General features: G+C 65.4%; 17 protein-coding genes. 16 read left to right on the top strand and 1 reads right to left on the bottom strand.

Going from position 1 to position 14431, the window contains the following annotated elements:
* Positions 1-258 precede the first annotated feature (258 nt).
* The 13 genes from Q0982_RS04925 (at position 259) to Q0982_RS04865 (ending at position 12170) form a co-directional block, all read left to right on the top strand.
* A complete protein-coding gene (locus Q0982_RS04925; RefSeq protein WP_299392398.1) occupies positions 259-468 on the top strand; it encodes a serine hydroxymethyltransferase in 210 nt (69 codons plus the stop codon).
* Positions 469-679: 211 nt separating this feature from the next.
* Positions 680-1117, top strand: coding sequence for a ribose 5-phosphate isomerase B (gene rpiB, locus Q0982_RS04920; protein WP_299392396.1), 438 nt, complete (start codon positions 680-682; stop codon positions 1115-1117).
* Positions 1118-1146: 29 nt separating this feature from the next.
* A complete protein-coding gene (glyA, locus tag Q0982_RS04915) occupies positions 1147-2463 on the top strand; it encodes a serine hydroxymethyltransferase (RefSeq protein WP_299392393.1) in 1317 nt (438 codons plus the stop codon).
* 103 nt (positions 2464-2566) lie between these two features.
* Positions 2567-3025 carry a transcriptional regulator NrdR gene (nrdR, locus tag Q0982_RS04910; RefSeq protein WP_299392391.1) on the top strand — a complete coding sequence of 153 codons (459 nt, stop codon included), beginning with the start codon at positions 2567-2569 and terminating at the stop codon, positions 3023-3025.
* Complete coding sequence (ribD, locus tag Q0982_RS04905; RefSeq protein WP_299392388.1) at positions 3009-4160, top strand: bifunctional diaminohydroxyphosphoribosylaminopyrimidine deaminase/5-amino-6-(5-phosphoribosylamino)uracil reductase RibD; 1152 nt, start codon at positions 3009-3011, stop codon at positions 4158-4160. Before nrdR ends, ribD begins: the two co-directional genes overlap by 17 nt.
* Before the next feature lie 63 nt (positions 4161-4223).
* Positions 4224-4814, top strand: coding sequence for a riboflavin synthase (locus tag Q0982_RS04900; RefSeq protein ID WP_299392416.1), 591 nt, complete (start codon positions 4224-4226; stop codon positions 4812-4814).
* Complete coding sequence (gene ribB / locus Q0982_RS04895; RefSeq protein WP_299392385.1) at positions 4815-5969, top strand: 3,4-dihydroxy-2-butanone-4-phosphate synthase; 1155 nt, start codon at positions 4815-4817, stop codon at positions 5967-5969.
* An 8-nt stretch (positions 5970-5977) separates the two neighbouring features.
* Entirely contained in the window at positions 5978-6442 is a 465-nt protein-coding gene (locus Q0982_RS04890; RefSeq protein ID WP_322096953.1) for a 6,7-dimethyl-8-ribityllumazine synthase, read from the top strand.
* 44 nt (positions 6443-6486) lie between these two features.
* Positions 6487-7011, top strand: a complete 525-nt coding sequence (gene nusB, locus Q0982_RS04885) for a transcription antitermination factor NusB (protein ID WP_299392379.1) — start codon at positions 6487-6489, stop codon at positions 7009-7011.
* Between the two features lie 19 nt (positions 7012-7030).
* The gene (gene thiL / locus Q0982_RS04880; RefSeq protein ID WP_299392377.1) at positions 7031-8020 is read left to right on the top strand and encodes a thiamine-phosphate kinase; all 990 of its coding nucleotides are present in this window, start codon (positions 7031-7033) and stop codon (positions 8018-8020) included.
* Between the two features lie 94 nt (positions 8021-8114).
* Positions 8115-8570 (top strand): flagellar basal body-associated protein FliL, encoded by a 456-nt coding sequence (gene fliL / locus Q0982_RS04875; RefSeq protein ID WP_299392374.1) that lies wholly within the window; start codon positions 8115-8117, stop codon positions 8568-8570.
* 100 nt (positions 8571-8670) lie between these two features.
* Positions 8671-9867: an MFS transporter gene (locus Q0982_RS04870; protein WP_299392372.1), complete on the top strand. Its 1197-nt coding sequence runs from the start codon at positions 8671-8673 to the stop codon at positions 9865-9867.
* Positions 9868-10070: 203 nt separating this feature from the next.
* The gene (locus Q0982_RS04865; protein ID WP_299392369.1) at positions 10071-12170 is read left to right on the top strand and encodes a sodium-translocating pyrophosphatase; all 2100 of its coding nucleotides are present in this window, start codon (positions 10071-10073) and stop codon (positions 12168-12170) included.
* Positions 12171-12272: 102 nt separating this feature from the next.
* On the opposite strand, the gene Q0982_RS04860 is transcribed toward Q0982_RS04865, so the two are convergent.
* Entirely contained in the window at positions 12273-12749 is a 477-nt protein-coding gene (locus tag Q0982_RS04860) for an outer membrane protein assembly factor BamE (protein ID WP_299392367.1), read from the bottom strand.
* Positions 12750-12874: 125 nt separating this feature from the next.
* Between Q0982_RS04860 and Q0982_RS04855 the strand changes: the two genes are divergently transcribed.
* From Q0982_RS04855 to rpmF, 3 genes are all read left to right on the top strand, one after another.
* The gene (locus tag Q0982_RS04855) at positions 12875-13423 is read left to right on the top strand and encodes a ubiquinol-cytochrome C chaperone family protein (RefSeq protein ID WP_299392364.1); all 549 of its coding nucleotides are present in this window, start codon (positions 12875-12877) and stop codon (positions 13421-13423) included.
* Positions 13424-13529: 106 nt separating this feature from the next.
* Positions 13530-14087 (top strand): DUF177 domain-containing protein, encoded by a 558-nt coding sequence (locus tag Q0982_RS04850; RefSeq protein ID WP_299392362.1) that lies wholly within the window; start codon positions 13530-13532, stop codon positions 14085-14087.
* Between the two features lie 109 nt (positions 14088-14196).
* On the top strand, positions 14197-14379 hold the full coding sequence (gene rpmF, locus Q0982_RS04845) for a 50S ribosomal protein L32 (protein ID WP_299392359.1): 183 nt from the start codon (positions 14197-14199) through the stop codon (positions 14377-14379).
* Positions 14380-14431 lie beyond the last annotated feature (52 nt).

The raw sequence follows: 14431 nt of genomic DNA, 5'->3' as shown, positions 1-14431 counted from the left end.
GGAGGAGGAGGGGCCGGGGGCGGGCCCCGCTGTGGCAGCGGCCTGGGACATGGGATATCGGTCCTTTTCCATCGGGGGAAGTCTTATGAGTTCAGATATAGCGCAGATCCCCGGGGCCAGAAAGCCGCCTGCGAAGGAGTCCCGGAAGTGTGAGCATGCGATTGTGTGCAGGCATTGAAGAGCCCGGATCTGTTGTCATCATGAAGACATGAAGCGGTGTTAAGGGTTTGTTTGCTATAAATGATTGAGAATGCATCCATGCAACAGACCCGCGAAATCATCTTCGAGTTCCAGAGGGTGGGAGGCTACGTGAAGGTCTCCGCCGTCGACACTATGACCTCGGCCGAGGTGTCCATTGTCGGGCCGCCCTCGGCCGGGCAGGTCGAACTGGAACGCCTGGCGGCGCGGAAGCTCGAATACGTCCTCAAGAAACGGGCCGACGGCCAGCGCGGCGGCCTGATCGCCTAGTCCGTTCCGTCAGTACTCTGTCTCGGCGTCTCTGGCGCCCAGGCGACACTTCGGCGCCTTTGGCGCCCAGGCGACACTTCGGCGCCTTTGGCGCCCAGGCGACATCGAATCCACAGATTACGCCGCCGCGAGACCTTGTGGCGGCTTTTCACGTGACGGCGACATATGGTAGGGTCCGCCGGTTTCCGGACTGGATGGGCAACCGAGGACCATGGTGCCGAAATCGATCGCAATTGCGGCCGATCACGCTGGCTTTGACCTCAAGGCGAAGTTGGTGGACGAGCTGCGGAGTGCCGGCTACGACGTGTCGGACCTGGGCACGAAAGACGCCTCCACGTCGGTCGACTATCCCGACTTCGGCAAGGCGGTGGCGGAGGCCGTGACCTCCGGCAAGGCCGATTGCGGCGTCGTGGTCTGCGGCACCGGAATCGGGATCTCCATCGCCGCCAACCGGCATCCGGGGGTCCGCGCGGCCCTCTGCCATGACGAAACCTCGGCCCGGCTCTGCCGGGAGCATAACGACGCCAACGTCTTGGCCCTGGGCGCGCGCCTGATCGGCGAGGTCGTGGCCAAGGATTGCCTGCACACCTTTCTCAACACCGAGTTCGCCGGCGACCGCCACGCCCGGCGGGTGACCAAACTGGGTTGAATCCCCTTCCGCCAGGAGACGCGAGCGCAATGACCGCTGCCAATGCCGCTGAAACCCTGCCGCAGCAGGATACCTTCTTCTCCGCCCGTTTGATCGAAACGGACCCGGAGCTTGCCGAGGCCATTCGCGGTGAACTGCGCCGGCAGCAGGAGCAGATCGAGCTGATCGCGTCAGAGAACATCGTTTCCCTGGCGGTGCTGGAGGCGCAGGGCTCCATTCTCACCAACAAGTACGCCGAGGGCTATCCCGGACGGCGCTACTACGGCGGCTGTGAATACGTCGACGTGGCCGAGGAACTGGCGATCAAGCGGGCCAAGCAGCTCTTTGGCTGCGAGTTCGCCAACGTTCAGCCCCACTCGGGTGCCCAGGCCAACCAATGCGTGGCTCTGGCCCTGCTGCAGCCGGGCGACACCATTATGGGCATGGCGCTCTCAGCCGGCGGCCACCTGACCCATGGCGCCAGGCCCAACCTCTCCGGCAAGTGGTTCGACGCCGTACAGTATGGCGTGCGCCGGCAGGACGGCCTGATCGATTTCGACGAGGTGGAGCGCCTGGCGCAGGAGCGCAAGCCCAAGCTCATTATCGCCGGCGGCTCTGCCTATCCGCGTTTCATCGACTTCGCGCGCTTCCGCGAGATCGCCGACAAGGTGGGCGCGTACTTCATGGTCGACATGGCGCATTTCGCCGGCCTGGTTGCCGGCGGCGTCCATCCCAGCCCCTTGCCCCATGCCCACGTGGTCACCACAACGACCCACAAGACGCTGCGGGCAGGGCGCGGCGGCATGATCCTCTCCAACGATCCGGACCTCGGCAAGAAGATCAACTCCGCTGCTTTCCCCGGTCTCCAGGGCGGGCCGCTGATGCACGCGATCGCCTCCAAGGCCGCGGCCTTCGGCGAGGCGCTGCGGCCCGAGTTCAAGGCCTACTCCCAGCGGGTCGCCGACAATGCGAAAGTGCTCGCCGAAGCCATGATGTCGGAAGGCTTCGACATCGTGACCGGTGGAACGGACACGCACCTGATGCTGGTCGACCTGCGTCCGAAGGGACTGACGGGGAACGTCGCGGAGGAGAGCCTCGATCGGGCGGGTATCACCTGCAACAAGAACGGCATTCCCTTCGACCCGGAGAAGCCGACCGTCACCTCCGGTATCCGCCTGGGGACGCCGGCGGCGACCACCCGTGGGTTCGGTGCCGAGGAGTTCCGGACGGTGGGCGCCCTCATCGGCCGCGTGCTCGACGGGCTTGCGGCGAACGGGGAGGACAACGGCCAGGTGGAGCAGGCGGTCCGCGAAGACGTCCGCGCGCTCTGCGCACGCTTCCCCATCTATCCCGATATGGACATCTAGGTGTCAGCGGCGGGGGACAAGGTCGGCGGCGGAAAGCCTGTCCGGCAGCGGTGCGCTGCCCGGGAAATAAGACCACAAAGAAGGGCCAGAGAGAGGGGGAGGTATGCGCTGTCCGTTTTGCGGTAACGAGGACACGCAGGTTAAGGATTCCAGACCTACCGAAGACAACTCGGCGATCCGGCGGCGGCGCCAGTGTCCCAATTGCGGCGCCCGTTTCACCACCTTCGAGCGCGTCCAGCTGCGTGAACTGACCGTCGTCAAGTCGACGGGCAAGCGCGAGCCGTTCGACCGGGACAAGCTGATGCGCTCCATGGCGCTGGCTTTGCAGAAGCGCCCGGTCGACCCGGACCGTCTGGACCGGGTGGTCAACGGTATGGTGCGGCGCCTGGAGTCCTCCGGCGAATCGGAGATTCCGACCAAGCTGATCGGTGAGTTGGTGATGGATGCGCTGGCCAACCTCGACCAGGTGGCCTATGTGCGCTTCGCCTCGGTTTACAGGAACTTCCGCGAGGCACGCGACTTCGAGGAGTTCGTTGGCAAGCTCGGTGACGGAGACGACTGACCGCCAAATCCAGGGCCAGACGAGGAGCCAGGGCCAGGACCAGGACAGGGCCTTCATGGAGGCCGCCCTGGGCTTGGCCGCCCGCGGCCTCGGATCGGTCGCCCCCAATCCTGCCGTCGGCTGTGTGCTGGTCAGGGAGGGCCGTATCGTCGGCCGCGGCTGGACCCAGCCCGGCGGCCGCCCCCATGCGGAAACCGAAGCCTTGGACCGTGCGCAGGGTCGGGCCGCCGGTGCGACGGCCTATGTCACGCTGGAGCCCTGTTCCCACCATGGGCGCACGCCGCCCTGCGCCGAGGCTCTGGTCGAGGCCGGGATCGCCAGAGCAGTGGTTGCCGTTGAGGATCCGGATCCTCGGGTCAGCGGGCGCGGTCTGGCCCGGCTGCGCGAGGCGGGGGTGGCCGTCGACCTTGGCCTCTGCGGGGATGCCGCCCGGGATCTCAATGCCGGCTTCTTCTCCCGCCTGCTGCGGGGGCGCCCTGACGTTACGCTGAAGTTGGCCACCTCTCAGGATGGCCGCATCGCCACCCACAAGGGCCACAGCCAGTGGATTACCGGGCCGCTGTCGCGCCGCCGCGCCCATCTGCTGCGCGCGCGGGCCGATGCGGTTCTAGTCGGCAGCGGCACCGCCGTTCTCGACAACCCGCGGCTGGACGTGCGTCTGCCCGGTCTCGAGCGAAGCTCGCCGCTGCGGGTGGTGGTCGACGGCCGACTGCGGCTGCCGCTGACCCACGATCTGGTTGCCCGCGCGGCCGAGGCGCCGACGCTGCTGATCACCCACGACGGCAACCCCGCGGAGCGCCTGCGGGCCTATGCCGATGCGGGCGTCGAGGTGCTTCAGGTCGGCAAGGATGCCTTTGGCCACTGCGCGCTGGAGGACGTCCTGAAAGGCCTGGCCGAGCGCGGGGTGAACACCCTTCTTGTCGAAGGCGGCGGCCACCTGGGGGCGGCGCTGCTGCGCCAGGGCCTGGTCGACCGCCTGGCCTGGTTCCGCGCGGCCCTGGTCATCGGCGGGGACGGGGTGCCGGCCCTGGCAAGCTTTGGTGTTGACAGGGTTGACGAAGCGCCCCAGTTCATCCAGTCATCACGGACCGCGCTGGACGGCGACGTTCTGGAGAGGCTGCGCTCGGCCGACTGATCCGGCAGCGCCCCCATGGCCACCGGCGCAAGCTCCTGGCGCAAGGCAAAGAAGATCGGCTTTATGTTTACCGGAATCGTTACCGACCTTGGCTCCCTCCGCACGGTTGAGCAGCGGGCCGACGCCCGCTTCACCTTCGATACGGCCTATGACACGGCCGGCATCGACCTCGGCGCCTCCATCGCCTGCTCTGGTGCCTGTCTGACGGTGGTCGACAAGGGGCCGGGATGGTTCGCGGCGGACGTCTCCGGCGAAACCCTGTCGAAGACGACGCTGGGCGAGTGGCGGCCGGGAATGCCGGTCAACTTCGAGCGTTCCCTGCGTATGGGCGACGAGCTTGGCGGGCATCTGGTCTCCGGCCATGTCGACGGCGTCGCGGAGGTTGTCTCAAGCCTGCCCGAGGAGGGGTCGCTGCGCCTGACCTTCGAAGTGCCGGCCGATCTGGCCAAGTTCATCGCGCCGAAGGGCTCGGTTGCCCTGGACGGTGTTTCCCTGACGGTCAACGAGGTGGACGGGCGCCGCTTCGGGGTCAATCTGATCCCCCACACAGCGGCCGCCACGACACTCGGCGGCAAGCAGGCCGGCGACCGCGTGAACCTGGAAATCGACCAGCTTGCGCGCTACGTTCACCGCCTGCTGGACGGAAGGCTTTAGATGGAACAGTCGCAGGAGCCCTGGCGGCTCACCTTTGGCGAGATGGTCTCGCCGATTGAGGAAGTGATCGAGGAGGCGCGCAACGGCCGGATGTTCATTCTGGTCGATGACGAGTCGCGGGAGAACGAGGGCGATCTGGTTATCCCTGCGCAGATGGCCACGCCGGACGCGATCAACTTCATGGCGCGCTATGGCCGGGGCCTGATCTGTCTTTCGATGACGCGCGAGCGGATCGAGGAACTGGGCCTGCCGCTGATGGCGCGCAAGAACGAGTCCCGCCACCAGACCGCCTTCACCGCGTCGATCGAAGCGACGGAAGGTGTGACGACAGGGATCTCGGCACCGGACCGCGCCCATACGGTGGCGACAGCGATCGACCCCAACAAGGGCGCCGAAGACATCGCCACCCCCGGCCACATCTTCCCGCTGATGGCCCGCGATGGCGGTGTCCTGGTGCGGGCCGGACATACGGAAGCGGCGGTCGACCTGGCGCGCCTGGCGGGGCTCAACCCCTCCGGCGTGATCTGCGAGATCATGAACGACGACGGCACCATGGCGCGGCGCGACGACCTGATCGCCTTTGCCCAGCGCCACGGTTTGAAGATCGCCACCATCGCCGATCTGATCTCTTACCGGCGCCAGCACGACTCGCTGATCGAGCGGCGGCTGGAAAGCCGCTTCGAGAGCCGTTTCGGTGGCGAGTTCAAGCTGGCCGTCTACGTCAACACCGTGAACTACGCCGAGCATGTCGCCATCTGGAAGGGGGATCTCTCCGGTCCCGATCCGGTACCGGTGCGCGTCCATGCCATCAACGTGCTGGACGACATTCTGGGCGACAGCGCCAGCGGCAAGGCAGGCGACCTGCAGCAGGCCATGCGGATCATCGGCGAGGAAGGGCGCGGCGCTGTCGTGCTCATCCGCGAGCCCTCGGCCGATGCGCTTTCGGCCTCCCTGCAGTCGCGGCTGGAGGGCAAGCGCAAGGCAGGAGGTGAACTGCGGGACTACGGTGTCGGCGCCCAGATCCTCCTGGACCTGGGGGTGCGTGACATGGTTCTGCTGTCCAACACAAAGCGCACCATCGTCGGCCTGGAAGGCTACGGTCTCAGGGTTGTTGGCCAGCGGCGGATTGAGCCAGACGAGGAAGGAGCGGAATGAGCGGTCCGATGGACGACAGGCCCCACATCCTCGTGGTCGAGGCGCGCTTCTACAGCGATATTGCCGATGCCCTCTACGCCGGCGCCAGCGCGGCCTTGGATGCGGCCGGCGTCACCCACGAGCGGGTCGAGGTGCCGGGCGCCTTTGAGATCCCTGCCGTCATCCAGATGGCCGTGAAGTCGATGGACTTCTTTGCCGGCCGCCGCCGCTTCGACGGATACGTGACCTTGGGCTGTGTCATTCGCGGCGAAACCACCCACTATGATTACGTCTGTACCGAGAGCGCTCGCGCGCTTCAGGATCTGGCCTGCCGCCACACCCTGGCCCTTGGCTATGGAATCCTGACTTGCGAAACCATGGAGCAGGCCTGGGTCCGTGCGGATGTCGGCCAAAAGAATAAGGGCGGGGATGCGGCGGCCGCCTGCCTTGCAATGCTTGACGTGAAGCGGCACTTCCACCTTTATCCTCGCTGAACGCTTCGTCTCCACCCTAAGACCGGACCCAGGATCGCTTCCAGGTGGCCAAAAGCTCGCAAAACCCTTCCGCCGGCAAGTCCGGCCGGCGCCGGCCTTCCGGGCTCAGTGCGGCGCGGCTGCTCGCGGTTCAGGCGCTCTATCAGATCAGCTTGAACAAGAACCCCCCCGCTGAGGTGATTGCGGAGTTTCTCGAGCATCGGGTCGAGGAGGATCTGGAGGGCCTGAAGCACGCCAGCGTCAACAGGCCGCTCCTGTCGCAGCTGGTGGAGGGCGTTTCGGCACAGACCGACGATCTGGACGATATGCTGGCGGCGGTTCTCGATGAGGACTGGACCATCGAGCGTGTGGAAATCCTGCTGCTGTCGCTGTTGCGGACAGCCGCGTTCGAGCTCTCCGAGCGGTTGGAGGTACCGGCGCGAGTGGTGATTTCAGAATACGTCGACCTTGCGAACGCTTTTTTCGACGGTCAGGAGACCGCCTTTGTGAATGGCATGCTTGACCGCCTGGCGCATGTGCTGCGCGCGGAGGAGTTCGGCGAGGCAGCGGCTCTGCCGGACATCACCTGAAGCGCCGGGGACGGCGCCGGTGTCTCGGATCTCAGGGGAGTTTGCGGTCATTGAGCGCTATCTGGCGCCCTTGGCCGGGGACGCTGCCGGCTCCTTTTCGCTGAAGAACGATGCTGCCGTGCTGTCGCTGGAACCCGGCGCGCGGCTGGTCACCACCGTGGACTGCATGATCGCCGGCCGCCACTTTCTGCCCGATGATCCGGCGGAGACCGTCGCCAAGAAACTGCTCCGCGTCAGCCTCTCGGATCTGGCGGCGATGGGCGCCGAGCCCATGGCCTACCTGCTGTCAGCGTCTTGGCCGGCGGATACCGAGGAGCGTTGGCTGGCGGCGTTCTGCGCAGGCCTGGCGGACGATCAGGTGCGCTATGGCGTCATGCTCGTGGGGGGAGATACGACGGCGACGCCGGGCCCTCTGACTTTCAGCCTGACCGCCTTCGGTTCGCTCACTGGCCCCGGCGTGCTCGACCGCAGCTCGCTGAAGCCGGGCGACGATCTCTATCTCTCGGGAACCTTGGGCGACGCCCACCTCGGGCTGCGGGTGCTCCGGGGTGAGATCGATGGGCTGTCGGCTGCCGCGCGCGACGATCTGGTTCGGCGTTACCGCTGTCCGGATCCGCGCGTCGATCTTGGCCGGGCGCTGCTGGACCGCGGTCTGGCCACGGCAGCGATCGATGTTTCCGACGGTCTGGCCCAGGATCTGGGACACCTGCTGAGCGGTTCGGGGCTCGGCGCGGTTGTCTGCATGGCGGACCTTCCGGTCAGCGATGCTGCCGAGGAGGCATTGCGGAAAACGGGTGAGACGCGGGCCGGGTTGCTCTCCGGAGGCGGCGACTACGAGCTGCTCTTCGGCGCTGCTGCCGACCGGGGTGATGCCCTGACGGCACTGGCAAAGGAACTCTCTGTGCCTCTGACCCGCCTTGGACGGGCCCGCAGGGAGCCAGGTCTTTCGGTCCAGGATGCAGCGGGCCGGGAGGTCCGGCTCGAGTCTGCCGGGTGGACCCATTTCTAAAGTCTTATCAATACCTTAATGCTTAACACCATCTTTACCCGCCGGCCCTATGACAGAGACTTGAGCTTGTCGACTGCGGGCTGGAACGGGTCTGGTGCGAATTGTCATTCTCATAGTGGTCGCAGTGGTCCTGCTGCTCGGCGCGGGCGGCGGGGCCTGGTGGTTCCTCATGGGGCCCGGCGCCGCCAAGACCGAAGAACTGATCTCACAGATCAGCAAGCCCGAACCTGCCTACGTCCCGCTGCGGCCGCTGATCATCTCCCTGATCCAGGAAGGGGAGGTCACGCACCACATAACGATGCAGCTGACCCTGCAGCTCTACGACACCTGGGACCAGGACATCACCGACCGCAACATGGCGCGGCTGCGCGATGCCTTCCTGCATGAAATGCATGCCCTCTTTGCGATGCGGATCGTGCGCCAAACCGGCTTCGAATCTCCTCTGGTCCGCAAGCGGCTGCTCGCTCTCTGCGACCGGCTTCTGGGAGAGGGTGTGGTGGCCGATGTCCTGCTGCGGGAACTCGAAAGGCGGCAGCCGAACCGGGCCTGAGCGTCAGGTTGAACCGCAGACTGGCGGATGCGGCGATTGCGCGCAGGACCGGCCATCTATCGGGTCTCGTCATTCTGCCGTCTGCGGCTAGACTGTCGCCATGCATGAAGCCTCGACCACCCAGCGCGGCCCCGTGATGCGCAACGTCGCTCTGCTGGCCATCTGCCAGGCCTTGGGCATGAGCTGCCTTGCGCTGTCGATCACCATCACCGCGCTGGTGGGCAATGGCCTTGCGCCCGACCCCTCCCTGGCGACCTTTCCGCTCGCGCTGCAGTTCATTGCGACGGCAGCCTCCACGATCCCTGCCTCCCTCCTGATGGGGCGTTTCGGGCGCCGCGTCGGCTTCACTATTGGGGGACTGCTCGGCGTTGCCGGCGGGGTGGTTGCCTGTCAGGCGGTCATTCTCGGCAGCTTCTCGATGTTCTGTGTAGGTGCGGCACTGCTCGGCGCTTTCGCGGCCCACGTGGCGCTTTACCGTTTCGCCGCCGCAGAGGTGGCCGGCCCGGAGCTGCGCAGCCGCGCCATTTCTTTGGTGATGGTCGGCGGCGTCGCCTCGGCCATCCTCGGTCCCGAGCTGGCGAAATGGAGCCAGGACCTTTTTGCGCCGATCCTCTTCGCCGGCGGCTATGCGGCCATTGCAGTCCTGGCCTTTATCGGCTTGGCGCTGGTCCAGCTTATCGACCTGCCGCCGGCGCCCGGCCGCCGGACAGGCGGGGGAGGGCGGCCGCTGCGCGAGATTCTTGCTCAGCCGTCGCTGATCGTCGCTGTCCTCTGTGCCATGGTGGCCTACGGCTCGATGAACCTGATCATGGTTTCGACGCCCCTGGCCATGGTGGCCTGCCTGCACCCCTTCGAGACGGCGGCTTTCGTCATTCAATGGCACGTCGTCGGCATGTATGCCCCGTCCTTCGTCACCGGCCACATCATCGAGCGAATCGGGGTGTTGCGGGTGATTTCGATTGGAGCGCTGCTGATCTTGGCCTGCGTTGCCGTCAACCTGACCGGTGTGGAGGTGCTGCAGTTTTGGGGCGGGCTGGTGCTGCTGGGTGTCGGCTGGAACTTCATGTACGTGGGTGCGACGACCCTTCTGACCGAGACCTACCGGCCTGAGGAACAGTCCAGGGTGCAGGCCTTCAACGAGTTTATGGTCTTCGGCACCACGGCCTTCACGGCCCTGGCCTCCGGCGCGGTCTTCAACGCCTTGGGCTGGCAGATCCTCAACGTCAGCGTCATCTTGCCGATCCTTGCGGCGGCGACGGCTGCGCTCTGGCTGGTCCGCCAGCGCGCCAGCGCGTGAATCCCCCCGCTCCACCCTGCTGAACCGGATTCGGCGACCTCCAGCGGGCGAAATTTGCCCCAAGAAAGCGGTTGAGTAGCGGTTGCCATACCCTGGGGATTCTGGCATTTTCCGCGCGATTTCGGGGTGCTGCTGCTTCGCAGCAGAGTCTTTGCGCCCGGTTCCCGTCGTCGAACCGGGCTTTCCATCTTGAGGGATTCCATATGTCAATCGAGTTGATCTTGGTGCTCGTCTGCGGTGGGCTGGCCATTGTTTATGGCGTTTGGGCCACCCGGTCGGTTCTCTCGGCCTCTGCCGGAAATGCACGGATGCAGGAGATTGCCGGTGCGGTGCAGGAGGGGGCGCAGGCCTACCTCAATCGCCAGTACCGGACGATTGCCCTGGTCGGTATCGTCATCTTCGTCCTGCTCGGCGTCTCTTTGGGCTGGGCGGACGGGATCGGGTTTCTGATCGGCGCCGTTCTCTCCGGTGTCGCCGGATACGTCGGCATGCTCGTCTCGGTCCGCGCCAACGTCCGCACGGCGGAAGCAGCGCGCAAGGGATTGGCAGAGGGTCTCTCCATCGCCTTCCGCGCCGGTGCGATCACCGGCATGCTGGTGGCCGGGCTCGCGCTGCTGTCGGTCGCCGGCTACTACGTGGTTCTGCTTGAGATGGGCGTGAGCGAGCGCGATATCTCGGTCGCTCTGGTGGCCCTTGGCTTCGGCGCCTCCCTGATCTCGATCTTCGCGCGCCTGGGCGGCGGCATCTTCACCAAGGGTGCCGACGTCGGCGCCGACCTGGTCGGCAAGGTCGAAGCGGGCATCCCCGAAGACGACCCCCGCAACCCCGCCGTTATCGCCGACAACGTCGGCGATAACGTCGGCGACTGCGCGGGCATGGCGGCGGATCTGTTCGAGACCTACGTGGTGACCGTGGTCGCCACGATGGTGCTCGCCACGATCTTCGCCGTCGGCGATCCCAACATCTCCTCGCTTGTCGTCTACCCGCTGACGGTGGGTGCGGTCTGCATCGTCACCTCGATCATCGGTACCTTCTTCGTGAAGCTGGGCGCGTCGCAGAACATCATGGGCGCGCTCTACAAGGGCTTCATCGCATCGGCAGTCCTGTCGGCCATCGGTCTCTGGCCGGTGACCGACTATATCGTCGGCATGGACACGACCATGACCGCAGCCGGGGTCACCTTCGACGGTCTCGACCTCTACATCTGCGGCATCGTCGGCCTGGTCGTCACCGGCGCCATCATCTGGATCACCGAGTACTACACCGGCACCGAGTACCGCCCGGTGCGGTCGGTGGCCGCCTCTTCGGTGACCGGCCACGGCACCAACGTGATCCAGGGGCTGGCGATTTCGATGGAGGCCACGGCGATCCCGGCGCTTATCATCTGCGCCGGCATCATCACCACCTACCTGCTCGCGGGTCTGCTCGGCATCGCCATCGCGGTGACGACCATGCTGGCGCTGGCCGGTATGGTCGTTGCTCTCGACGCCTATGGTCCGGTGACCGACAACGCCGGCGGCATCGCCGAGATGGCGGAACTGGACGACGAGGTCCGCAAGACCACTGACGCGCTGGACGCGGTTGGCAACACCACCAAGGCGGTGACCAAGGGTTACGCCATTGCTTCCGCCGGCCTCGGTGCGCTGGTGCTGTTCGCCGCGTATACATCCGACCTCGAGCTCTTCGTCGCCGATGGGTCGATCCAGCTCGATGGCGCGGTCGACTTCTCGCTTTCCAACCCCTACGTGGTCGTGGGCCTCATCATCGGCGGTCTGCTGCCTTACCTCTTCGGGGCCTTGGGCATGACTGCGGTGGGCCGTGCCGCGGGGTCGGTGGTGATCGAGGTACGTCGACAGTTCAAGGAAATCCCCGGCATCATGGAGGGCACCGGCAAGCCGGAGTACGGCACCTGTGTCGACTTGCTGACAAAGGCGGCGATCAAGGAGATGATCATCCCCTCGATGCTGCCTGTGCTGTCACCTGTGGTGGTCTACTTCGTCGTCCTGGCGATCGGTGGCCAGGCCGCGGCGCTCGGTGCCGTCGGCGCCATGCTTCTGGGGGTCATCGTCACCGGTATCTTCGTGGCGATCTCCATGACCGCCGGCGGCGGCGCCTGGGACAACGCCAAGAAGTACATCGAGGACGGTAACCATGGCGGCAAGGGCTCTGAAGCCCACAAGGCCGCGGTTACCGGCGATACCGTTGGCGATCCCTACAAGGATACGGCCGGTCCGGCTGTGAACCCGATGATCAAGATCACCAACATCGTCGCTCTGCTGCTGTTGGCTTTCCTGGCTCACTAACCGGCAGAGAGCTTCCAAGCAAAAGGCCCCGGAACGCCGTTCCGGGGCCTTTTCTTTTTGCTGGCTCTCAGAGCCGCAGAGGTGTGGCGCGTTGGTGAGAGGCTAGTTTGACCCGGTACCGCCGAAGCGCCCGAGGTTTCCGAAGAGCTGCTGCAGCAGCGTCAGGTCGCGTCCCTCGGTGGGGGTCGTCCTGGCGACCGGTTCGATCTCATTTGAGTCGTCCAGGGTGTAGTGCGCCGTCTGGTCGACGTAGCCCGATTCGTCAAAGGTGACGACCAGCACGCTGCGGTCGACGACTTCCGGCTTCATGAAGGCGAATTCCGTCGTTTTCTGTCCGATGTAGTACCACTTGCGGTCCTGAAAGGTGGAAACGGTCGACGGAGAGCCCAGCATGTCGACAATGTCCTGGCGGCTGTGGACGCCGGGCTCGATCTCCGAGACTTCCTCCATATCAGGCATGTTGCCGCGCACTTGCACGGCATTGCTGCAGGCGGTCAGGGCCAGGCAGGCGGCGCAGACGGTGGCGGCGGGCAGCGCAAAGCGCCAACGGCGCAGATTCTGCTCCTTGGTGACTGTCACGGTAAACCCCTCATTAGTCCCCGAATGACTTGATTAAACCCGGCGCTGGTGCCATTTCAAGACCTTAATGGCAAGGACCGGGCAAGAGCGCAACCGCTATCGGGGCGCAGCGGGACGGCAAAATCATGTTTTTTAAGCGACTTCTGAAGCCGGATCCCGCGGAGGATATGGCCTGGACGCTTTATCGTCAGGTGGTTGAGACGGCGCGCCAGCCGGCTCTGTTCCGCGACTACGGCGTCCCGGACAGCGTCGACGGACGCTTTGAGTCGATCGTTCTGCACCTTGTGCTGGTTCTCCGGCGCTTGAAGCGGGATTTCCCGGAAGGCGAGGGGCTCGCAGGGTCCCTGCAAGAGGTCTTCTATGCGGACATGGACCGTTCCCTGCGGGAAATGGGCGCCGGCGACCTGGGTGTCGGTAAGCGGGTGCAGCGCATGGCCGAAGGCTTCGTGGGGCGCCTGGCCAGCTACGAGGCGGCCTTGGCGGAGGGCTTTCCCGAGGGCGAAGAGGCTCTTAAGGCCGCACTGATCCGCAATGCCTATGGCACCGTGCCCGAGGCTGCCGTCGATCCGCAGGAGCTGCTTGGATACGTGCGGCTCCAGGTCGAAGCGCTGGAGCGCCAGCCCGGTGTCGAGCTGCGCGGCGGCACCGTGGGATTCGTGCCCCCTGAGATCTGAAGAAGGGCGGAAAGCCTAGGATTTCAGGGGCTCTCTAAGGGATTGACCCGGCGCGGTCCAGCCCCTATGGTGCGCCGCTTTTCGAGGCTGGAGGCGGAGAACTGCCGTGGGCGGACCATCCGCAGAAGCGGGAAGCGAATTTTCAAGGATCGTGGGTCCGGAGCGCCTTGGCACCCGGGCAATCGAGGAGCGGATCGAAGCAACCGCGCAGGAGAGGGTCCTGCTGCAGGATCGGCTTGGGCTCCTCGGCCTCGATTGCCTGTCCGCCAGCTGCCGGATTCGCAGCGGGTTGGGTGGTTTGGTACTGGTAAGCTGCGACTGGCGCGCTGAGATCACGCAGGCCTGCGTGGTGACGCTGGATCCGGTGTGCCAGGCCGTCGAAGGGCAGTTTCAGGCCTCTTTTCTGACCTCAAACCATGAGGCGGGACAGCGGTCGGAAGCGGTTCAGGAGATCGTGGTGGAACCGGAGGGCGAGGACCCGCCGGAGCCGCTGCCGCCGGAGGGCATCGATCTTGGGGAGTTGGTGGTCCAGGAATTGGCTGTATCGCTTGATCCCTACCCGAGATCCGAGGACGCGGTCCTGCCCCCCGGTTTTGAAGCGGAAGACGAGGGGCCGGCAGACCATCCCTTCGCCGCTCTGAAGGTGCTGAAGGGTAAAGAATAGGTTAAGTTCTATCTGAGATGCTGTCTCGGCATTGCTTGCTGATGAGGCGCGGATTGGCTAAGTAGTCGCTGAATTCGGCGGCTTTGCGTTACGAAGAAAGAAGAGAGAAATGGCTGTTCCTAAGAGTAAGGTGACCCGATCGAGGCGGAACAACCGCCGGGCGCACGATGCCCTGGCTGCAAGCAGCTATCACGAGTGCCCCAACTGCGGCGAGCTGAAGCGGCCCCATCACGTCTGTGCCGCCTGCGGCTTCTATGATGGACGCGAAGTTGCGGACGCGGAGAGCCTCTGAGGCTCCTCAGATGCTGCGCCCGGGCCGCTCCGGTCTGACGGTCGCAGGCTAG

The sequence above is a fragment of the Pelagibius sp. genome (assembly GCF_028281305.1).
GTDB lineage: Bacteria > Pseudomonadota > Alphaproteobacteria > Kiloniellales > Kiloniellaceae > Pelagibius.
Note: the sequence above shows the minus strand (reverse complement) of the source record. Positions and strands in the feature narration are given on the sequence as shown.

Excerpts from the sequence above, each read along its gene's own strand:
- Q0982_RS04925 (WP_299392398.1), top strand. The coding sequence starts at position 259 with ATGCAACAGACCCGCGAAATCATCTTCGAGTTCCAGAGGGTGGGAGGC.
- rpiB (WP_299392396.1), top strand. The coding sequence starts at position 680 with ATGGTGCCGAAATCGATCGCAATTGCGGCCGATCACGCTGGCTTTGAC.
- glyA (WP_299392393.1), top strand. The coding sequence starts at position 1,147 with ATGACCGCTGCCAATGCCGCTGAAACCCTGCCGCAGCAGGATACCTTC.
- nrdR (WP_299392391.1), top strand. The coding sequence starts at position 2,567 with ATGCGCTGTCCGTTTTGCGGTAACGAGGACACGCAGGTTAAGGATTCC.
- Q0982_RS04900 (WP_299392416.1), top strand. The coding sequence starts at position 4,224 with ATGTTTACCGGAATCGTTACCGACCTTGGCTCCCTCCGCACGGTTGAG.
- ribB (WP_299392385.1), top strand. The coding sequence starts at position 4,815 with ATGGAACAGTCGCAGGAGCCCTGGCGGCTCACCTTTGGCGAGATGGTC.
- Q0982_RS04890 (WP_322096953.1), top strand. The coding sequence starts at position 5,978 with ATGGACGACAGGCCCCACATCCTCGTGGTCGAGGCGCGCTTCTACAGC.
- Q0982_RS04870 (WP_299392372.1), top strand. The coding sequence starts at position 8,671 with ATGCATGAAGCCTCGACCACCCAGCGCGGCCCCGTGATGCGCAACGTC.
- Q0982_RS04865 (WP_299392369.1), top strand. The coding sequence starts at position 10,071 with ATGTCAATCGAGTTGATCTTGGTGCTCGTCTGCGGTGGGCTGGCCATT.
- Q0982_RS04855 (WP_299392364.1), top strand. The coding sequence starts at position 12,875 with ATGTTTTTTAAGCGACTTCTGAAGCCGGATCCCGCGGAGGATATGGCC.
- rpmF (WP_299392359.1), top strand. The coding sequence starts at position 14,197 with ATGGCTGTTCCTAAGAGTAAGGTGACCCGATCGAGGCGGAACAACCGC.